This window comes from Streptococcus oralis (genome assembly GCF_024399415.1).
GTDB lineage: Bacteria > Bacillota > Bacilli > Lactobacillales > Streptococcaceae > Streptococcus > Streptococcus oralis_CS.
The window spans coordinates 1590972-1606529 of the sequence record NZ_CP029257.1 but is presented as its reverse complement, the minus strand read 5'-3'; the positions used below and the strand labels follow the sequence as shown (position 1 = coordinate 1606529).

Genomic DNA, 15558 nt, shown 5'->3' with positions numbered 1-15558 from the left:
TAGAATTCTGAATTCGAATGATTATTAAACTATTAATAACCTTTAAAAATCATCTAAGATATACTAGGCGTTATTTACTAGCATTTAGCTTCTTTATGGAATGGCGCTCGATGAGCCATCCCACAATCCACCCTATTGCTAGCAAGTAATTTTCAAAAGCACCGATAGCATTTACAGGAGAGTGATACTCCATATAATTGAGTAAGTGATTTGTTCCTATTCCAATTCCGCCAATAATGAGAGCAAGAAGTGCGATTCGTAGATAGAACCAATCGTATTTAATATTGATAGCGAGAATAATAATCAATACAGCTAAATTCCATATTCCAATTTCTCGTTGCCAACCAGCAGATATTCCGTACCCGGAGTGGCTTCCCATGTACGATGGAAAGAAAATTTGTAGTATAGAAGCGCCTAACATAGCGATGATGACTAAGACAAATAGCAATCGTAAAAATTTGTTCATTTATTCTCCTTGTCTCATTCTCGTCTTAAAAGTAGAAAAAAGTGTTTAAAGAGTAAATTACTCACTTTCTTTCAACTTGGCCAATTCCTGCGCAAGCAGTTTAAGGGCAACTTGTGGGTTGGCTTGTCCTTTGGTTGCCTTCATAAGGAATCCTGTGAAGGCCTTGTCTGCGTTACGTTTGCCTGATTTAAAGTCGGCAACGGCAGCTTCGTTATCCGCAAAGACTTGGTGGATGATTGGAATCAGAACATCTGGATCAGAGATTTGCACCAAGCCTGCTTTTTCCACGTATTCACGCGCGCCACCGCCATTTTTAGCCAGGTGGACAAAGACTTTCTTGGCAATCTTAGAAGAGATCGTGCCGTCTTCGATGATGGCAATCATTTCTACCAAGTTTTCTGGTGTTAATTCGATTTGTTCCAGTGTCTTACCTTCAGCGTTCAAGAACTGAGCGACTTCACCTTGGAGCCAGTTAGAAACTTGTTTGGCATCGCCACCGAGGGCAACAGCTTTTTCAAAGAAGTCAGAAGTGACTTTGTTTGCAGTCAACTGACTAGCATCGTAGTCTGACAAGCCAAGGTCAGCAACGTAGCGTGCACGGCGTTCCTTTGGAAACTCTGGCAGTTCAGTACGCATTTCCTCAATCCACTCATCTGAGATTTCAAAGAGTGGGAGGTCTGGTTCTGGGAAGTAGCGGTAGTCTGCAGCGCCTTCCTTAACACGCATGAGGATGGTTGCTTTGTTGGCTTCATCGTAACGGCGTGTTTCTTGGCGAATTTGACCACCTGAGCGAAGAATTTCAGCCTGGCGTTGGACTTCGTATTCAAGACCCTTGCGAACGTTAGAGAAGGAGTTGAGGTTTTTCAACTCAGTCTTGGTACCGAATTTTTCTTGACCATAAGGGCGAAGGGAGATGTTAGCATCCACACGCATCGAACCTTCTTCCATCTTAACGTCAGAAATACCAGCGTACTGGATGACTTCCTTGAGGGCAGTTAGATAAGCATAGGCTTCTTCTGGCGAGCGCATGTCAGCCTCAGATACAATCTCAATCAATGGCACCCCTTGGCGGTTGAGGTCAACATAAGAGTAACCATCTGTACCGTGGGTGTTTTTACCAGCGTCTTCTTCCAAGTGAGCGCGTTCAATCCCGATTTTCTTAGTCGTACCGTCTTCTAGCTCCACTTCAATCCAGCCGTTGAAACCGATTGGCTCATCAAACTGAGAAATTTGATAGGCTTTTGGATTATCAGGGTAGAAGTAGTTCTTGCGGTCGAAGTGCATCTTTTTGCGGATATCCATATTGAGGGCAAGAGCAGCCTTGATACCGGCATCGACAACACCTTTATTGAGAACTGGCAGAACTCCTGGGAAGGACCAGTCAATCACGTTAGTGTTGGCATTTTGGTCATTTCCAAAGTGGGCAGAAGTAGGTGAGAAGATTTTTGAATTGGTGTTGAGCTCTACGTGGACTTCAAGTCCAATGACTGTTTCAAAGTTCATTAGTTGTCACCTCCAAAAATCACGGGTTGTTGTTTGTGGTAGTCTGTTGTCGCTTCAAAAGCAGCAGCAGCTTGGTAAATAGTCTCTTCTGAGTATTTAGGACCGATCAATTGGAGACCGACTGGGAGACCTTGAGCAAATCCAGCAGGAATCGAAATTCCTGGAAGACCAGCTAAGTTGACTGGGATGGTCAAAAGGTCAGCTAAGTACATGGCAACTGGATCGTGGTTGAGTGAATCCAAGTCATAGGCAACGCTTGGAGCAGTTGGTCCTAGGATTAAATCATAATCCGCAAAGACGTTTTCGAAATCTTGGATGATGAGGGTACGAACTTGTCCAGCCTTCTTGTAATAGGCATCATAGTAACCTGATGAAAGGCTAAATGTTCCAAGCATGATACGGCGTTTCACTTCTTCACCGAAACCTTGGCTACGGCTGTTTACATAGATTTCATCAAGGTTGCTTGCATCTTCTGCGCGGTAGCCATAACGGATACCGTCAAAGCGTTGCAAGTTTGATGAGGCTTCTGATGAAGCGATGATGTAGTAAACGGCAACACCGTATTTAGAGTGAGGAAGGCTGACTTCTTCGACGATGGCACCAAGTTTTTCAAAGTGTTTAGCGGCATTCAGAATGGTTTCCTTAACCTCTGGGTCAATCCCTTCACCAAGGTATTCCTTAGGCAAAGCAATTTTCATTCCCTTGATGTCTTGGCCGATTTTTGAAGTAAAGTCGGCAATGCGGACAGGAGCAGAAGTAGAGTCTTTAGCATCTTCGCTGGCAATCGCATTGAGCAAGAGGGCATTTTCTTTAACAGTTGGTGCAAAAGGTCCAATCTGGTCTAATGAGCTACCGAAGGCAATGAGACCGAAACGAGAAACCGTTCCGTAGGTTGGTTTGAGACCAACAATCCCGTTGAAGGCGGCAGGTTGGCGGATGGAACCACCAGTATCAGATCCAAGAGACAAGCGGACTTGCCCTGAAGCTACAGCTGCAGCAGAACCGCTTGATGAACCACCAGGAACCTTGCTGTGGTCCCAAGCATTTTTAGTCGCTCCGTAGTGGGAAGTTTCACCAGAACCACCCATGGCAAATTCGTCCATGTTGGTTTTTCCGACAACAATCATACCCTTAGCTTTGGCATTGGCAACGGCTGTCGCATCAAAGATTGGCTCGTAGTTGTAGAGCATTTTTGAGGCAGCAGTTGTGAGGATGCCGTCAGTAGAAATATTATCCTTAACAGCCAGTGGAATTCCTGAAAGGACATTATCCGCGTCAATTCCAGCTTCATCAACGGCTTTAGCTTGAGCAAGGGCTTGTTCTTCAGCGATAGTGACAAAAGCATTGATAGCTTTCTCGCGAGACTTGATATCTTCAAGCGTGGCTTGTGTCAATTCAGTAGCTGAAATCTCCTTAGAGACAAGGAGGTTGTGCAAGTCTTCAATCGTTTTGTTATTAAAAGTCATTAGGCATCTCCTCCATCATCTAGGATAGCTGGTACCTTGATATAGTAGTTTTCTTTTTCAGGTACGTTTTTAAACAAGCGGTCACGGTCTGTTCCTTCTTCGGCCACATCAGGGCGGAGTACGGTCTTGCGGTCAGCCATGGTTGTAGTAGGTGCGACACCAGTTGTGTCGACTTCGCCCAGCAATTCAACCATGTCAACAATTTTAGACAAGGTTGTCGCAAAGGCAGCAGTTTCTTCTTCAGAGAATCTTAATTTTGAAAGATTGGCAACGTGTGTTACCTCTTCTTGCGTAATTTTCATCTTGCATCCTTTCGTGAAATGATGATTTTTAGTCTGTTCTATTTTACCATAATTTCCTATAAATAAGGGAGCCAAACTGAAAAGAAATAGAAATTGAAAAATCGCTTTTAATTCGCTATAATGGTTAAACTAGAGAATAGAAAAAATAAGAGTTAGGATAGAAATATGTTCCATCAATTTATCACCAGATCTCAGACGGTTCCTCCTCCCATTTCCCTCTTTTGGTATGGGATTATGATGCTTACTTTAGTGCTTTGTATTTATGGAGCACTTGCTTATCACAATAATCCGAAATTTGTCCGCTTGTTTAAGGGGATTCAGATCCTCCAGTTACTAGCCCTATATAGTTGGTATGTTGGTTTTGGGATTCCATTTTCTAATAGCCTTCCGTTTTACCATTGCCGTTTGGCTATGTTTGCGGTGGTTTTCTTGCCAGATAAATGGCGGAGCAAGCAATATTTTGCCCTCTTAGGAGCAAGTGGAGCGGTCTTTGCCTTGGTTTACCCGGTTTTTGACCCCTATGATTTCCCCCATATCACCAGTTTTTCATTTTTGATTGGGCACTATGCCCTTCTAGTGAATTCCTTGATTTACTTGATGAATCACTATGACAAGACCTTGCTCAAGAAATATATGATTGTAGCCTATACCTTTATTCTCAATCTCTTTCTAGTTGGGGTAAATCAGGTGACGGGTGGAAATTATGGTTTGTTAAACAAGACACCTTTTATTCCAGATGCGCCCTTGTGGTTAAAATACCTTCTTGTGTCCGTCATCCTCTCACTGGCTCTGGTTCTTTTTGATATCTTGTTCAAAAAAAGGTGGAAAAAGAGAAATCAGGCGCAATCTGTGCTCTAGCTTGCCTTTTCATCAGACGAGCAATTGAAAAACTCCCCAAAATCCGCTATAATGGAGAGTTGAAAGGAATGGTAAAATCCAATGTAAACATCATTCTTAGCTACTGAAACAACTAAAAATAGAAGATCAAAGAAAGAGAACTTATGACTATTCAAGAAGAAATCAAGAAACGCCGTACCTTTGCCATCATCTCCCACCCGGACGCGGGGAAGACAACTATTACTGAGCAGTTGCTTTACTTTGGGGGCGAGATTCGTGAGGCTGGTACGGTTAAAGGAAAGAAAACAGGGACTTTTGCCAAGTCTGACTGGATGGATATCGAGAAACAACGTGGGATTTCGGTCACTTCATCTGTTATGCAGTTTGACTACGATGGCAAGCGCGTGAACATCCTCGACACACCAGGGCACGAGGACTTCTCAGAAGATACCTATCGTACCTTGATGGCGGTGGATGCTGCGGTCATGGTCGTGGACTCTGCCAAGGGTATCGAGGCCCAAACCAAGAAATTGTTTGAGGTTGTGAAGCACCGTGGCATTCCAGTCTTTACCTTTATGAACAAGCTGGACCGTGACGGTCGTGAGCCACTGGACCTCTTGCAAGAACTAGAAGAAGTCCTTGGTATTGCGAGCTATCCTATGAACTGGCCAATCGGGATGGGGAAAGCCTTTGAAGGGCTCTATGACCTCTATAACCAACGCCTGGAACTTTACAAGGGTGATGAGCGTTTTGCTAGCCTAGAAGATGGGGACAAGCTTTTTGGTAGCAATCCTTTCTACGAGCAAGTTAAAGATGATATTGAGCTTTTAAATGAAGCTGGAAATGAGTTTTCAGAAGAAGCTATTCTTGCAGGAGAACTGACTCCAGTCTTCTTTGGTTCAGCCTTGACTAACTTTGGTGTGCAGACCTTCCTTGAGACCTTCCTTAAGTTTGCTCCAGAACCACATGGCCACAAGAAAACAGATGGCGAAATTGTGGATCCTTATGACAAGGATTTCTCAGGATTTGTCTTTAAAATCCAAGCCAACATGGACCCTCGTCACCGTGACCGTATCGCCTTTGTTCGTATCGTATCAGGTGAATTTGAGCGTGGAATGAGTGTCAATCTGCCTCGTACTGGTAAGACTGCCAAACTATCGAATGTGACTCAGTTTATGGCTGAAAGTCGTGAGAATGTGACTAATGCCGTGGCTGGAGATATCATCGGGGTTTATGATACGGGTACCTATCAAGTTGGAGACACCTTGACGGTTGGAAAAAATAAGTTTGAATTTGAACCCCTTCCAACCTTTACTCCTGAAATTTTCATGAAAGTTTCTGCTAAGAACGTCATGAAACAAAAATCCTTCCACAAGGGGATTGAGCAATTGGTGCAAGAAGGAGCCATTCAGCTTTATAAGAATTACCAAACAGGCGAGTACATGCTAGGCGCTGTCGGACAACTTCAGTTTGAAGTCTTTAAGCACCGCATGGAAGGCGAGTACAATGCCGAAGTAGTCATGAGCCCAATGGGTAAAAAGACCGTTCGTTGGATCAAGCCTGAGGACTTGGATGAGCGGATGTCCTCAAGCCGCAATATCTTGGCCAAGGACCGCTTCGACCAACCAGTCTTCCTCTTTGAAAATGACTTTGCCCTCCGCTGGTTTGCGGATAAGTATCCAGATGTGGAGTTGGAGGAAAAAATGTAACTCAGCACCAACAATTGGAACTAAAGTTCCTAATTGTTGGACGCTAGTCGCTATTTTGCGAACTAGCTAACTGCCTTACTAACTACGTTTGGCAAATAGAATCGATTTGCCAAACTCCGTGTCGTTGTTCAAGAAATTTATTTGTTTATGTTACAATCTAAGTAACTAACGACAAGTTTCTATGGAACTTGGCTAGGCGCTCCACTAGTAAAGTTTTACGAATATTATCGATTCGTAAAACTTTACGTCGTAAAACTCAGTGTCGTAATCTAATAATAGGTAACTGCTATGGCTGCTTACCTAAACGCTTCACTAGGAAAAATCCACGAATATTATCGATTCGTGGATTTTTCCGTCGTAACCACGTTTTACAAATGAAATCGATTTGTAAAACTCAGTGTCGTAGATTACGGCTATTAATTAGTATGGAATTTTTTGTTGGAAAGGATAGAAAGTTACCTCGGCTACCGGTCTCATTAGTTCATTTGTGAAACTACCTTTAAATACTCTACTCCTAAAAGTCTGTGGATGCTATTGATTCATGGACTTTTTCTATATTTTGAATAAAAATCAATTCCCTGAGTGATTGGAATTATTTGCTCAAATTTTAAAGCATTTGGAAATGGTTAAAAAATAAATAAAATATATTAATAGAACAATAAAATGAAGATTATATTGAAAAAACAGAATAGATTTGAAATCAAGTTATTTTTGAAATCATTTTCTTTCTTTAGAGTGTGTTATAGATATTGAATTGTAGGTATATTTGGTATATAATAAAAAGATAGTATTTTATAGGTGAATAAATTCTTTTTTATATAGAGGGAAGTAACATGTTTTTTAGACGCCAGAAAGGTGAATATAGAGAAACAGACCGTGTGACACGGTACAAATTAATCAAATCAGGGAAGCATTGGCTACGGGCCTCGACTTCCCTTTTTGGCTTATTTAAGGTGATGCGTGGAAGCGCGGATACGAGCCAAGTAAAGACAGAAATGGTTGAAAAGCAAGAAGGTCAGAAGTTGACGGGCTTGGATGTCTTGAAAGGGATAGCAGCTACGGGGACGATCTTAGGTGGTTTTGCTGCGACGCAAACGCGTGTTTATGCCAATGATGCAGTCGCTGTTGAAAAGACTGTCGAATCAAAAGATACCTTGGCGACGAGAGATTCAGTAGTACTGGGGACGACTCAGGATCATCAAGATACTGCTAGCTTGTCTCTGTCTACCAGTCAAAGCCAGTCATTGTCAGAATTCAATTCGCAGAGCGCCAGTCAATCTGCCTCTACGAGTCAGTCCATCAGTGCCTCAAGCTCTTCTAGTATGAGCCAGTCGATGAGCCAATCTGCTTCTACTAGTCAATCTTTGGCAAACAGTCAAAGTGTAACTGCTAGTTCAAGTGAATCCCTTGGAACACAAAATCAAGCGAATAGTAATCTGTCAGAGAGAGCTTCAGTTGGTGTTCAAAGTCAGTACCAAGCAAGTGAGCCAGCTCGGGAGACAGTGAAAGAATCACAACCTTCAAAAGAATTAAAAGCAGTTGATTTTTCTACAGAATCCTTGCCTCAAAGTGAGTCTGGTCTTGTAAAGAATGAAGATGTGACGGCTGAATCAGGTCTCACAATGACTTCCGTTGCCATGACGGAAAAACAAAATGAAGAAAAACGGAAGAAATTAGAGGCCTTGTCTGCTGAGATTGGGCAGTTTCTAGCTCAAGCGCAGGGACTTCCGAACTCGGATGAGGCGATTGCCAAGGCTAGTCTAGCGAAGAATGAGATAGCAGAAGCCTTGAAAGGGGAGGTTTCTGATCTTGCCACTATCCTACAAAAAGCTACAGAAGCTCGAAATAGTATTGCAAATGCTGTGTTACGTGCCAACTCTGGACCTCGTGACAGCAGAAATGGACAAGCTTTGACCAAAGCTTCAAATACTGCTAGCTTCAGAGCTGCTAGGGATACAGAGAAGCCAGAACTTCAGAAAATAACCGTTACAGGTGGCGCAGTTCTAGAAGGACAAAAATTTAAAATTTATCGAGAAGAAAATTTTTCTGCGACCATTGAGTTTACTGATAACAGTGGTCGAATTGAACATGCAAAATTTGTTCCTACTGCTGTTCCCGCGGCCTATCCGGCTACTTCAACTGTTGTCTCATTCACTACGAGTAATGGTCAAAGTATCAGCATGATTGTTCCGACAAATAAACTAGCCAAAGATGGAAATGCTACAGCATCAAATCCTTTCACCGTTTCAATCACGGGTTCTGTTGGAAAAAATCAAGCAGTAAATAGTTTGTGGACCCGTTATGTTTTCACCTATGATCAGGAAGGGAATTTTAGCGGAAATACTACTGACGTAGGTCTTGTAAAAGATTTAACAGCCAACCCTGCCGCAATTCAATTTGAAGTTCATGCTCAGTCTGAAAAGTACGAACCAGCTATCAATGCTGAGGTGAATCGAAACTTTACTCTAACGGCCAATTCAGGGACTGTTTCTGTTGGTGAAGCCAGTCAGTACATCACGAATGCTACAGGGACACCAGAATTACCTACTACAGGAATTACTAAGGGAACTAGAACAACCTATACTTGGAAATCTGGAACCAATACGAATTTGTCTGCTGGTCGGCATAATTTGACTGCAGTGGTAACTTATCCAGATGGAAGTACGGATGAAGTAGAGATTCCGATTGAGGTTCGCCCTCAGACACCTAGAATTGAAGAACGTTTCCTTAACGAAAAAGGTGGTCTCACAAATCAAGCGATTACGGTAGATAGTGTGACTCCAGGTGGGACTGTTACTCTTACAATTGCAGGGGAGACGTTCACCAAACAAGCAACGGTGAGCTCGACTAGTGTAACCTTTACTGCAAATGAGCTGAAGAAGGTATATGATCGTAATGGAGGACGACTTCCTAGTGGACCGGTGACTGCAAGTACGACAGTGGATGGTTTGGTTTCAGATACATTTAATGGACAAATCACGCCAAATCAAGCGTCAATTTCAGTAAGTAATAGCCAGTCTGCTTCAGCAAGTGCTAGTCAATCAGCCTCAGTAAGCTCCAGCCAATCTGCATCATTGAGTGCTAGTCAATCCGCCTCAGTAAGTTCAAGCGAATCTGCATCTGTAAGCTCGAGTCAATCCGCTTCAGCGAGCTCGAGTCAATCTGCATCATTGAGTGCAAGTGAGTCAGCATCAGTAAGTGCTAGTCAGTCAGCTTCAGCGAGTGCTAGTCAATCCGCTTCTGTAAGTGCGAGTGAGTCAGCCTCAGCGAGTGCAAGTCAATCAGCATCAGTGAGCGCAAGCCAGTCAGCTTCGGTAAGTGCTAGTCAGTCTGCCTCAGTAAGCACAAGTGAATCAGCCTCAGTAAGTGCAAGTCAATCCGCTTCAGTGAGTGCAAGTCAGTCTGCATCTACAAGCTCCAGCCAATCAGCCTCGGTAAGTGCAAGTCAATCCGCTTCAGTGAGTGCAAGTCAGTCTGCATCTACAAGCTCCAGCCAATCAGCATCTGCAAGTGCAAGTCAATCCGCCTCAGTAAGTGCAAGTGAATCTGCATCAGCGAGCTCGAGTCAATCAGCGTCAGTGAGCTCTAGTCAATCCGCTTCAGTGAGTGCCAGCCAATCCGCTTCTGTAAGTGCGAGTGAGTCAGCTTCAGTCAGCTCGAGCCAGTCTGCATCATTGAGCTCTAGTCAATCCGCTTCAGTAAGCACAAGCGAATCCGCCTCAGCCAGCTCAAGCAAATCTGCATCAGTTAGCTCAAGTCAGTCAGCTTCAGCGAGTGCAAGTGAGTCAGCCTCAGCGAGCGCGAGCCAATCCGCTTCTGTAAGTGCGAGTGAGTCAGCTTCAGTCAGCTCGAGCCAGTCTGCATCATTGAGCTCGAGTCAGTCAGCTTCAGCGAGTGCAAGCCAATCCGCTTCAGTAAGTTCGAGCCAGTCAGCTTCATTGAGTGCAAGCCAATCAGCATCTGTAAGTTCAAGCGAATCTGCATCTGTAAGTTCAAGCGAATCTGCATCTGTAAGTGCGAGTGAGTCAGCTTCAGTCAGCTCGAGCCAGTCTGCATCATTGAGCTCGAGTCAGTCAGCCTCAGCAAGTTCGAGCCAGTCAGCGTCCGTAAGCTCAAGTCAGTCTGCTTCAGCAAGTGCGAGTCGATCAGCATCGGTAAGCTCCAGCCAATCCGCTTCAGCGAGCGCGAGCCAGTCTGCCTCAGTAAGCTCCAGCCAGTCAGCATCTGCAAGCTCGAGTCAATCGGCTTCATTGAGTGCCAGCCAATCTGCCTCAGCAAGTTCGAGCCAATCAGCATCTGCAAGTGCTAGCCAGTCAGCGTCCGTAAGCTCAAGTCAGTCTGCTTCAGCAAGTGCGAGTCAATCAGCATCGGTAAGCTCCAGCCAATCCGCTTCAGTAAGTTCGAGCCAGTCCGCTTCAACGAGTGCCAGTCAGTCCGCTTCAGTAAGTTCAAGTGAATCTGCTTCAGTAAGCTCCAGCCAGTCTGCCTCAGCCAGCTCCAGTCAATCGGCGTCAGTGAGTGCCAGTCAGTCAGCGTCAGTGAGTGCCAGTCAGTCTGCATCGGTGAGTTCGAGCCAATCGGCTTCAGCAAGTTCGAGTGAGTCTGCCTCAGTAAGTTCGAGTCAGTCAGCTTCAGCAAGCGCAAGTGAGTCCGCTTCAGTAAGTTCGAGTGAGTCTGCTTCGGTGAGCGCCAGTGAGTCAGCATCGGTAAGTGCGAGTGAATCAGCCTCAGTAAGCACCAGCCGATCTGCATCAGTAAGTGCAAGTCAATCCGCTTCAGCCAGCGCCAGCCAATCAGCGTCAGTGAGTGCAAGTCAGTCTGTTTCAGTAAGCACCAGCCAGTCAGCCTCAGTCAGCTCCAGCGAATCAGCCTCAGCGAGCGCAAGTGAATCAGCCTCAGCAAGTTCGAGTCAGTCCGCTTCAGTGAGCGCAAGTGAATCTGCGTCAGCCAGCTCGAGTCAGTCAGCGTCTGTAAGCTCGAGCCAATCCGCATCAGTGAGTGCTAGTCAATCCGCATCAGTGAGCGCAAGTGAATCTGCGTCAGCCAGCTCGAGTCAGTCTGCATCAGTAAGCTCGAGTCAATCAGCGTCTGTAAGCTCCAGCGAATCTGCTTCAGTGAGCGCGAGCCAATCCGCTTCAGTGAGCGCAAGTCAGTCTGCCTCAGTAAGTTCGAGTGAGTCTGCATCTGTAAGTTCGAGTCAATCAGCTTCAGCCAGCGCAAGTGAATCAGCATCAGTAAGTGCCAGTCAGTCTGCATCTGTAAGTTCGAGCCAATCAGCTTCAGCGAGTGCTAGCCAGTCAGCTTCAGTAAGTTCAAGCGAATCGGCATCAGCGAGCGCTAGCCAATCAGCGTCAGTGAGCGCCAGTCAGTCTGCGTCTGTAAGCTCGAGTCAATCCGCTTCAGTAAGCGCAAGTGAGTCCGCTTCAGCCAGCGCAAGTGAATCAACATCAGTAAGTGCTAGTCAATCCGCTTCAGTGAGTGCCAGTCAGTCTGCATCTGTAAGCTCGAGCCAATCAGCTTCAGCGAGTGCTAGCCAATCAGCGTCAGTGAGCGCCAGTCAGTCTGCGTCTGTAAGCTCGAGTCAGTCCGCATCAGTAAGTTCAAGCCAATCCGCTTCAGTTAGCGCAAGCCAATCCGCATCAGTCAGCTCGAGTCAATCTGCGTCAGCAAGCTCAAGCCAGTCAGCCTCAGCCAGCGCTAGTCAATCAGTATCTATAAGCTCAAGCCAATCTGCATCAGTAAGCGCTAGTCAGTCTGCTTCGGTAAGTTCGAGCGAATCCGCTTCAGCCAGCTCGAGTCAATTGGCATCGGCAAGTTCGAGTCAGTCAGCCTCAGTGAGCGCTAGTCAGTCAGCATCAGTAAGCTTGAGTCAATCAGCTTCGGCAAGCTCAAGTGAGTCCGCCTCAGTAAGCTCGAGTCAATCGGCTTCATTGAGTGCCAGCCAGTCAGCCTCAGTCAGCTCAAGCGAATCGGCTTCAGCCAGCGCTAGCCAGTCTGCATCTGCCAGCGCGAGTGAGTCTGTATCTGTAAGCTCGAGCCAGTCTGCATCAGTCAGTGCTAGCCAATCGGTATCAACAAGTACATCAACTTCTGCAAGTATGCTAGCAGACGAGTTGGCGTTGGAGAGTGCTTCGATCTCAACAAGTACTTCAGTGAGCGAATCACTCTCAGCTAGCATGTTAGCCAGTGAATCGACTCTAGCAAGTACTTCGGTTTCAGCAAGCATGTCAGTGAGCGAGTCAGCGTCGATTATCACTAGTCTCTCAACTTCAGATTCTATTAGTAGATCTGCGTCAGCAAGTGCTCTGGCATCTACTTCAACAAGCACCTCTCTCTCAATGGCAAACATTACAAGACAAGGTCAATCTGCTTCAAGCAAGCCAAAACAAGTCTTGCCAAATACAGGAGCGTCGACTTCCGTAGCATCTGCTTTATTGGGAGCATTGGCAGCTGTGACAGGTATCGGTCTTCTTGCCAAGAAGAGTCAGAATGACGATCAAGAAAGTCATTGATAAGATATAAAAATCAATGAATAAATAGTAAAATGGAAAACCTTTGAAAACATGATTTTTCAAAGGTTTTTTCTATATGTGAGAAGAGGGAAATCCTCTTTTGAGTTTGAAATAAACTAGGGGAAAAGGTATAATAGGAAGGTGAGATAATCATCGAAAAAATCAGAACTATAGTAGTAGAAAAGTAGCCAAAAGAATGTGAAAAGAAAAGGGGACGAAATGAAAAAAGAGCTTCAAAAAGCCATTGTACTCGGTGGTGATAATGCATATATGGACAAGATTGAGACAACAATCAAGTCAATTTGTGCCCATAACCGAGCAGTGACTTTTTATGTTTTCAATGATGATTTGCCATCTGAATGGTTTCAGCTCATGGAGAGACGTTTAGAACCTCTAGCCTCAAAAATCGTCAATGTCAAGATTAGTCATCAAGGTTTGAAAGGGTATCGTTTACCACTAGCTCACTTAAGTTATGCAACTTTCTTTCGTTATTTTATTCCTCAGTTTGTTAGCGAAGATCTAGCCTTGTACATGGATTCGGATATTATCGTTAGATCAAACCTAGATCAACTCTTTTTAGAAGATATGGCAGACTGGCCAGTAGCTGCTGTCGCAGATGCGCTAGTTCCTAGCACTTTTAATGCAGGTGTCTTGCTGATTAATGTGGCTCTCTGGCGCCAAGAAAAGGTGACGGAGCACTTGTTGAGCTTGACAGACCAACTGCATGACCAAGTTTTTGGTGATCAGGGCGTGTTAAATCACCTCTTTGAAGGTCGTTGGAAATCGCTGCCAGCTACCTATAATTTTATGGTTGGTATGGATACAGTGGCTCGAAATTACCAGATGGATACTTGGTATAGGGATTCTCTTGCTACTGAGAAGTCAGCCAAGATTATCCATTATACAGGGGACAAGCCTTGGTACCAAATCAACCTCAATCGTTTCAGGGAGGACTGGTGGTTTTACTACGGACTAGAGTGGTCTGATATCGTCATGAAAAAATGTGATTTCCATAAAGGATTGGCATCTTTAGTTCAAGCTCCTCAGTATGCGACCGCTATTTTTACCAATACGTGTCACATAGAGCAAATCGAGCACCTAATCCAAGAATTGCCCGATGTTGAGTTCTCTATCCTAGCTCATACCAATTTTGCGCCGGAAATCATGAACTTGCAATCGCATCTGAATGTACGCCTCTATCCTTACTTTAATCCCATGAATGTCAAAAAGGTCCTAGAAAAGATTGACTTTTACTTGGATATCAATCATGAGGATGAAATTGCAAACATTATCCAAGAGGTGCAGCAAAGAGAAATCCCTATATTTGCTTTTGAGACCACTAGTCATGAGTCGAGTGGTTACAGTCATGTCTACTCACCAGCAGCCGTAGGTCAAATGATCGAGTCTATCCGCACGCTTTTGGAATCAAAGAAGCAGTCGTTGTAAACTGAAGGAAACTAAATGAAAAAAACAATTGTTCTTGCAGGAGATTATGCCTATATTCGTCAGATTGAAACAGCGCTCAAGTCTCTCTGCTACCATAATAGCCATGTCAAGGTCTATATCTTTAACCAGGATATTCCCCAGGAGTGGTTCCGTGCTCTCAGACCGATAGTAGAGCAAATGGGCGGTGAGTTAGTGGATGTCAAGATGCTTGGCGCCCAGTTTCAGATGAACTGGAGCAACAAACTGCCCCATATCAATCACATGACCTTTGCCCGTTATTTTATCCCTGATTTTGTTGCAGAGGACAAGGTTCTTTACTTGGACAGCGATCTGGTAGTGACGGCTGATTTGACGCCCCTCTTTGAAATGGACTTGGGGGAAAACTACTTGGCCGCGGCACCATCTTGTTTTGGAGTTGGAGTTGGCTTTAATGCAGGTGTACTCTTGATCAATAACAAAAAATGGCGATCAGAAGCTGTGAGACAAGAGCTAGTTGAGCTGACGGAGCGGGAACACCAACATGTCAGTGAAGGGGACCAGTCTATCCTCAATATGCTCTTTCATGACAGCTATGCTCCTCTGGATCAGAACTATAATTTCCAGATTGGTTTTGACAGTGGGGCTGCATCACATGGACATGAATTTATCTTCCAAATCCCTTTGGAGCCTCTGCCAGCTATCTTGCATTTCCTCTCTCAGGACAAACCTTGGAATACTCATTCGGTTGGGCGTTTGCGTGAGGTTTGGTGGCACTATCATCTGATGGAGTGGTCTGCCATTACTGAAAAATGGCGTCAGGCTGGAATTGACTATCCAGTCACAGTCTATCAGCCAGTTATGACTTGTGTCAATTTGACCAACTCCTGGCATCTTGAGAAAATCGACTATCTGGTTCAAGCCTTGCCAGAGGTGCATTTCTACATCGCAGCCTATACGACGATGGCACCGGAACTCATGCTCTTGTCACGTTTTAAAAATGTTACCCTCTATCCCAACACCTTCCCCCTCTTGGTCGAAAAACTGATCCAGCAGACAGATGTCTATCTTGATATTAACCACGATGACAAGTTGAGTGTTGTTTATGACTATATTTCACGCTTTGATAAACCGATCTTGACTTTTGACAATACCCAGTCCCAGGAACTACCTAAAAGTGCCTATGCAGGTGTTTTTTCAGCAGAAAAACCGGAAGAAATGGTAGCAGCTCTGAAGGCTTATCTGAGAGAGAAACGACACGAAAACTGAGATGAGGATTTGAAAATTCCAAGAAAAATGGGCTGGACTATTCACGTCTGATAGGATGATGGAAGGATGAAA

At 44.7% G+C, this 15558-nt stretch carries 9 protein-coding genes; 5 read left to right on the top strand and 4 right to left on the bottom strand.

Translation table 11 applies throughout. From position 1 onward, the window contains the following. Positions 1 to 70 precede the first annotated feature (70 nt). Genes DG474_RS07775 through gatC form a run of 4 tightly spaced genes read right to left on the bottom strand, consistent with a single transcriptional unit; the run spans position 71 to position 3737 of the window. Positions 71 to 466: a hypothetical protein gene (locus DG474_RS07775; protein ID WP_001031998.1), complete on the bottom strand. Its 396-nt coding sequence runs from the start codon at positions 464 to 466 to the stop codon at positions 71 to 73. 57 nt (positions 467 to 523) lie between these two features. Next, positions 524 to 1969 carry an Asp-tRNA(Asn)/Glu-tRNA(Gln) amidotransferase subunit GatB gene (gene gatB / locus DG474_RS07770; protein WP_255777998.1) on the bottom strand — a complete coding sequence of 482 codons (1446 nt, stop codon included), beginning with the start codon at positions 1967 to 1969 and terminating at the stop codon, positions 524 to 526. Continuing rightward, complete coding sequence (gene gatA, locus DG474_RS07765) at positions 1969 to 3435, bottom strand: Asp-tRNA(Asn)/Glu-tRNA(Gln) amidotransferase subunit GatA (protein WP_255777995.1); 1467 nt, start codon at positions 3433 to 3435, stop codon at positions 1969 to 1971. Before gatA ends, gatB begins: the two co-directional genes overlap by 1 nt. Then, a complete protein-coding gene (gene gatC / locus DG474_RS07760) occupies positions 3435 to 3737 on the bottom strand; it encodes an Asp-tRNA(Asn)/Glu-tRNA(Gln) amidotransferase subunit GatC (protein ID WP_000705420.1) in 303 nt (100 codons plus the stop codon). The genes gatA and gatC overlap by 1 nt, the downstream gene beginning before the upstream one ends. 165 nt (positions 3738 to 3902) lie before the next feature. Here gatC and DG474_RS07755 point away from each other — a divergent pair, with 165 nt between their 5' ends. From DG474_RS07755 to DG474_RS07735, 5 genes are all read left to right on the top strand, one after another. Further along, positions 3903 to 4595 carry a YwaF family protein gene (locus tag DG474_RS07755; RefSeq protein ID WP_042902819.1) on the top strand — a complete coding sequence of 231 codons (693 nt, stop codon included), beginning with the start codon at positions 3903 to 3905 and terminating at the stop codon, positions 4593 to 4595. Between the two features lie 143 nt (positions 4596 to 4738). Continuing rightward, positions 4739 to 6283, top strand: a complete 1545-nt coding sequence (locus DG474_RS07750; RefSeq protein WP_042902818.1) for a peptide chain release factor 3 — start codon at positions 4739 to 4741, stop codon at positions 6281 to 6283. A gap of 833 nt (positions 6284 to 7116) precedes the next feature. After that, positions 7117 to 12795, top strand: coding sequence for an accessory Sec-dependent serine-rich glycoprotein adhesin (locus tag DG474_RS07745; RefSeq protein ID WP_255777993.1), 5679 nt, complete (start codon positions 7117 to 7119; stop codon positions 12793 to 12795). A 219-nt stretch (positions 12796 to 13014) separates the two neighbouring features. Continuing rightward, positions 13015 to 14241, top strand: coding sequence for a glycosyltransferase (locus tag DG474_RS07740; RefSeq protein WP_255777992.1), 1227 nt, complete (start codon positions 13015 to 13017; stop codon positions 14239 to 14241). 15 nt (positions 14242 to 14256) lie between these two features. Continuing rightward, positions 14257 to 15486: a glycosyltransferase gene (locus DG474_RS07735; protein WP_255777991.1), complete on the top strand. Its 1230-nt coding sequence runs from the start codon at positions 14257 to 14259 to the stop codon at positions 15484 to 15486. Positions 15487 to 15558 lie beyond the last annotated feature (72 nt).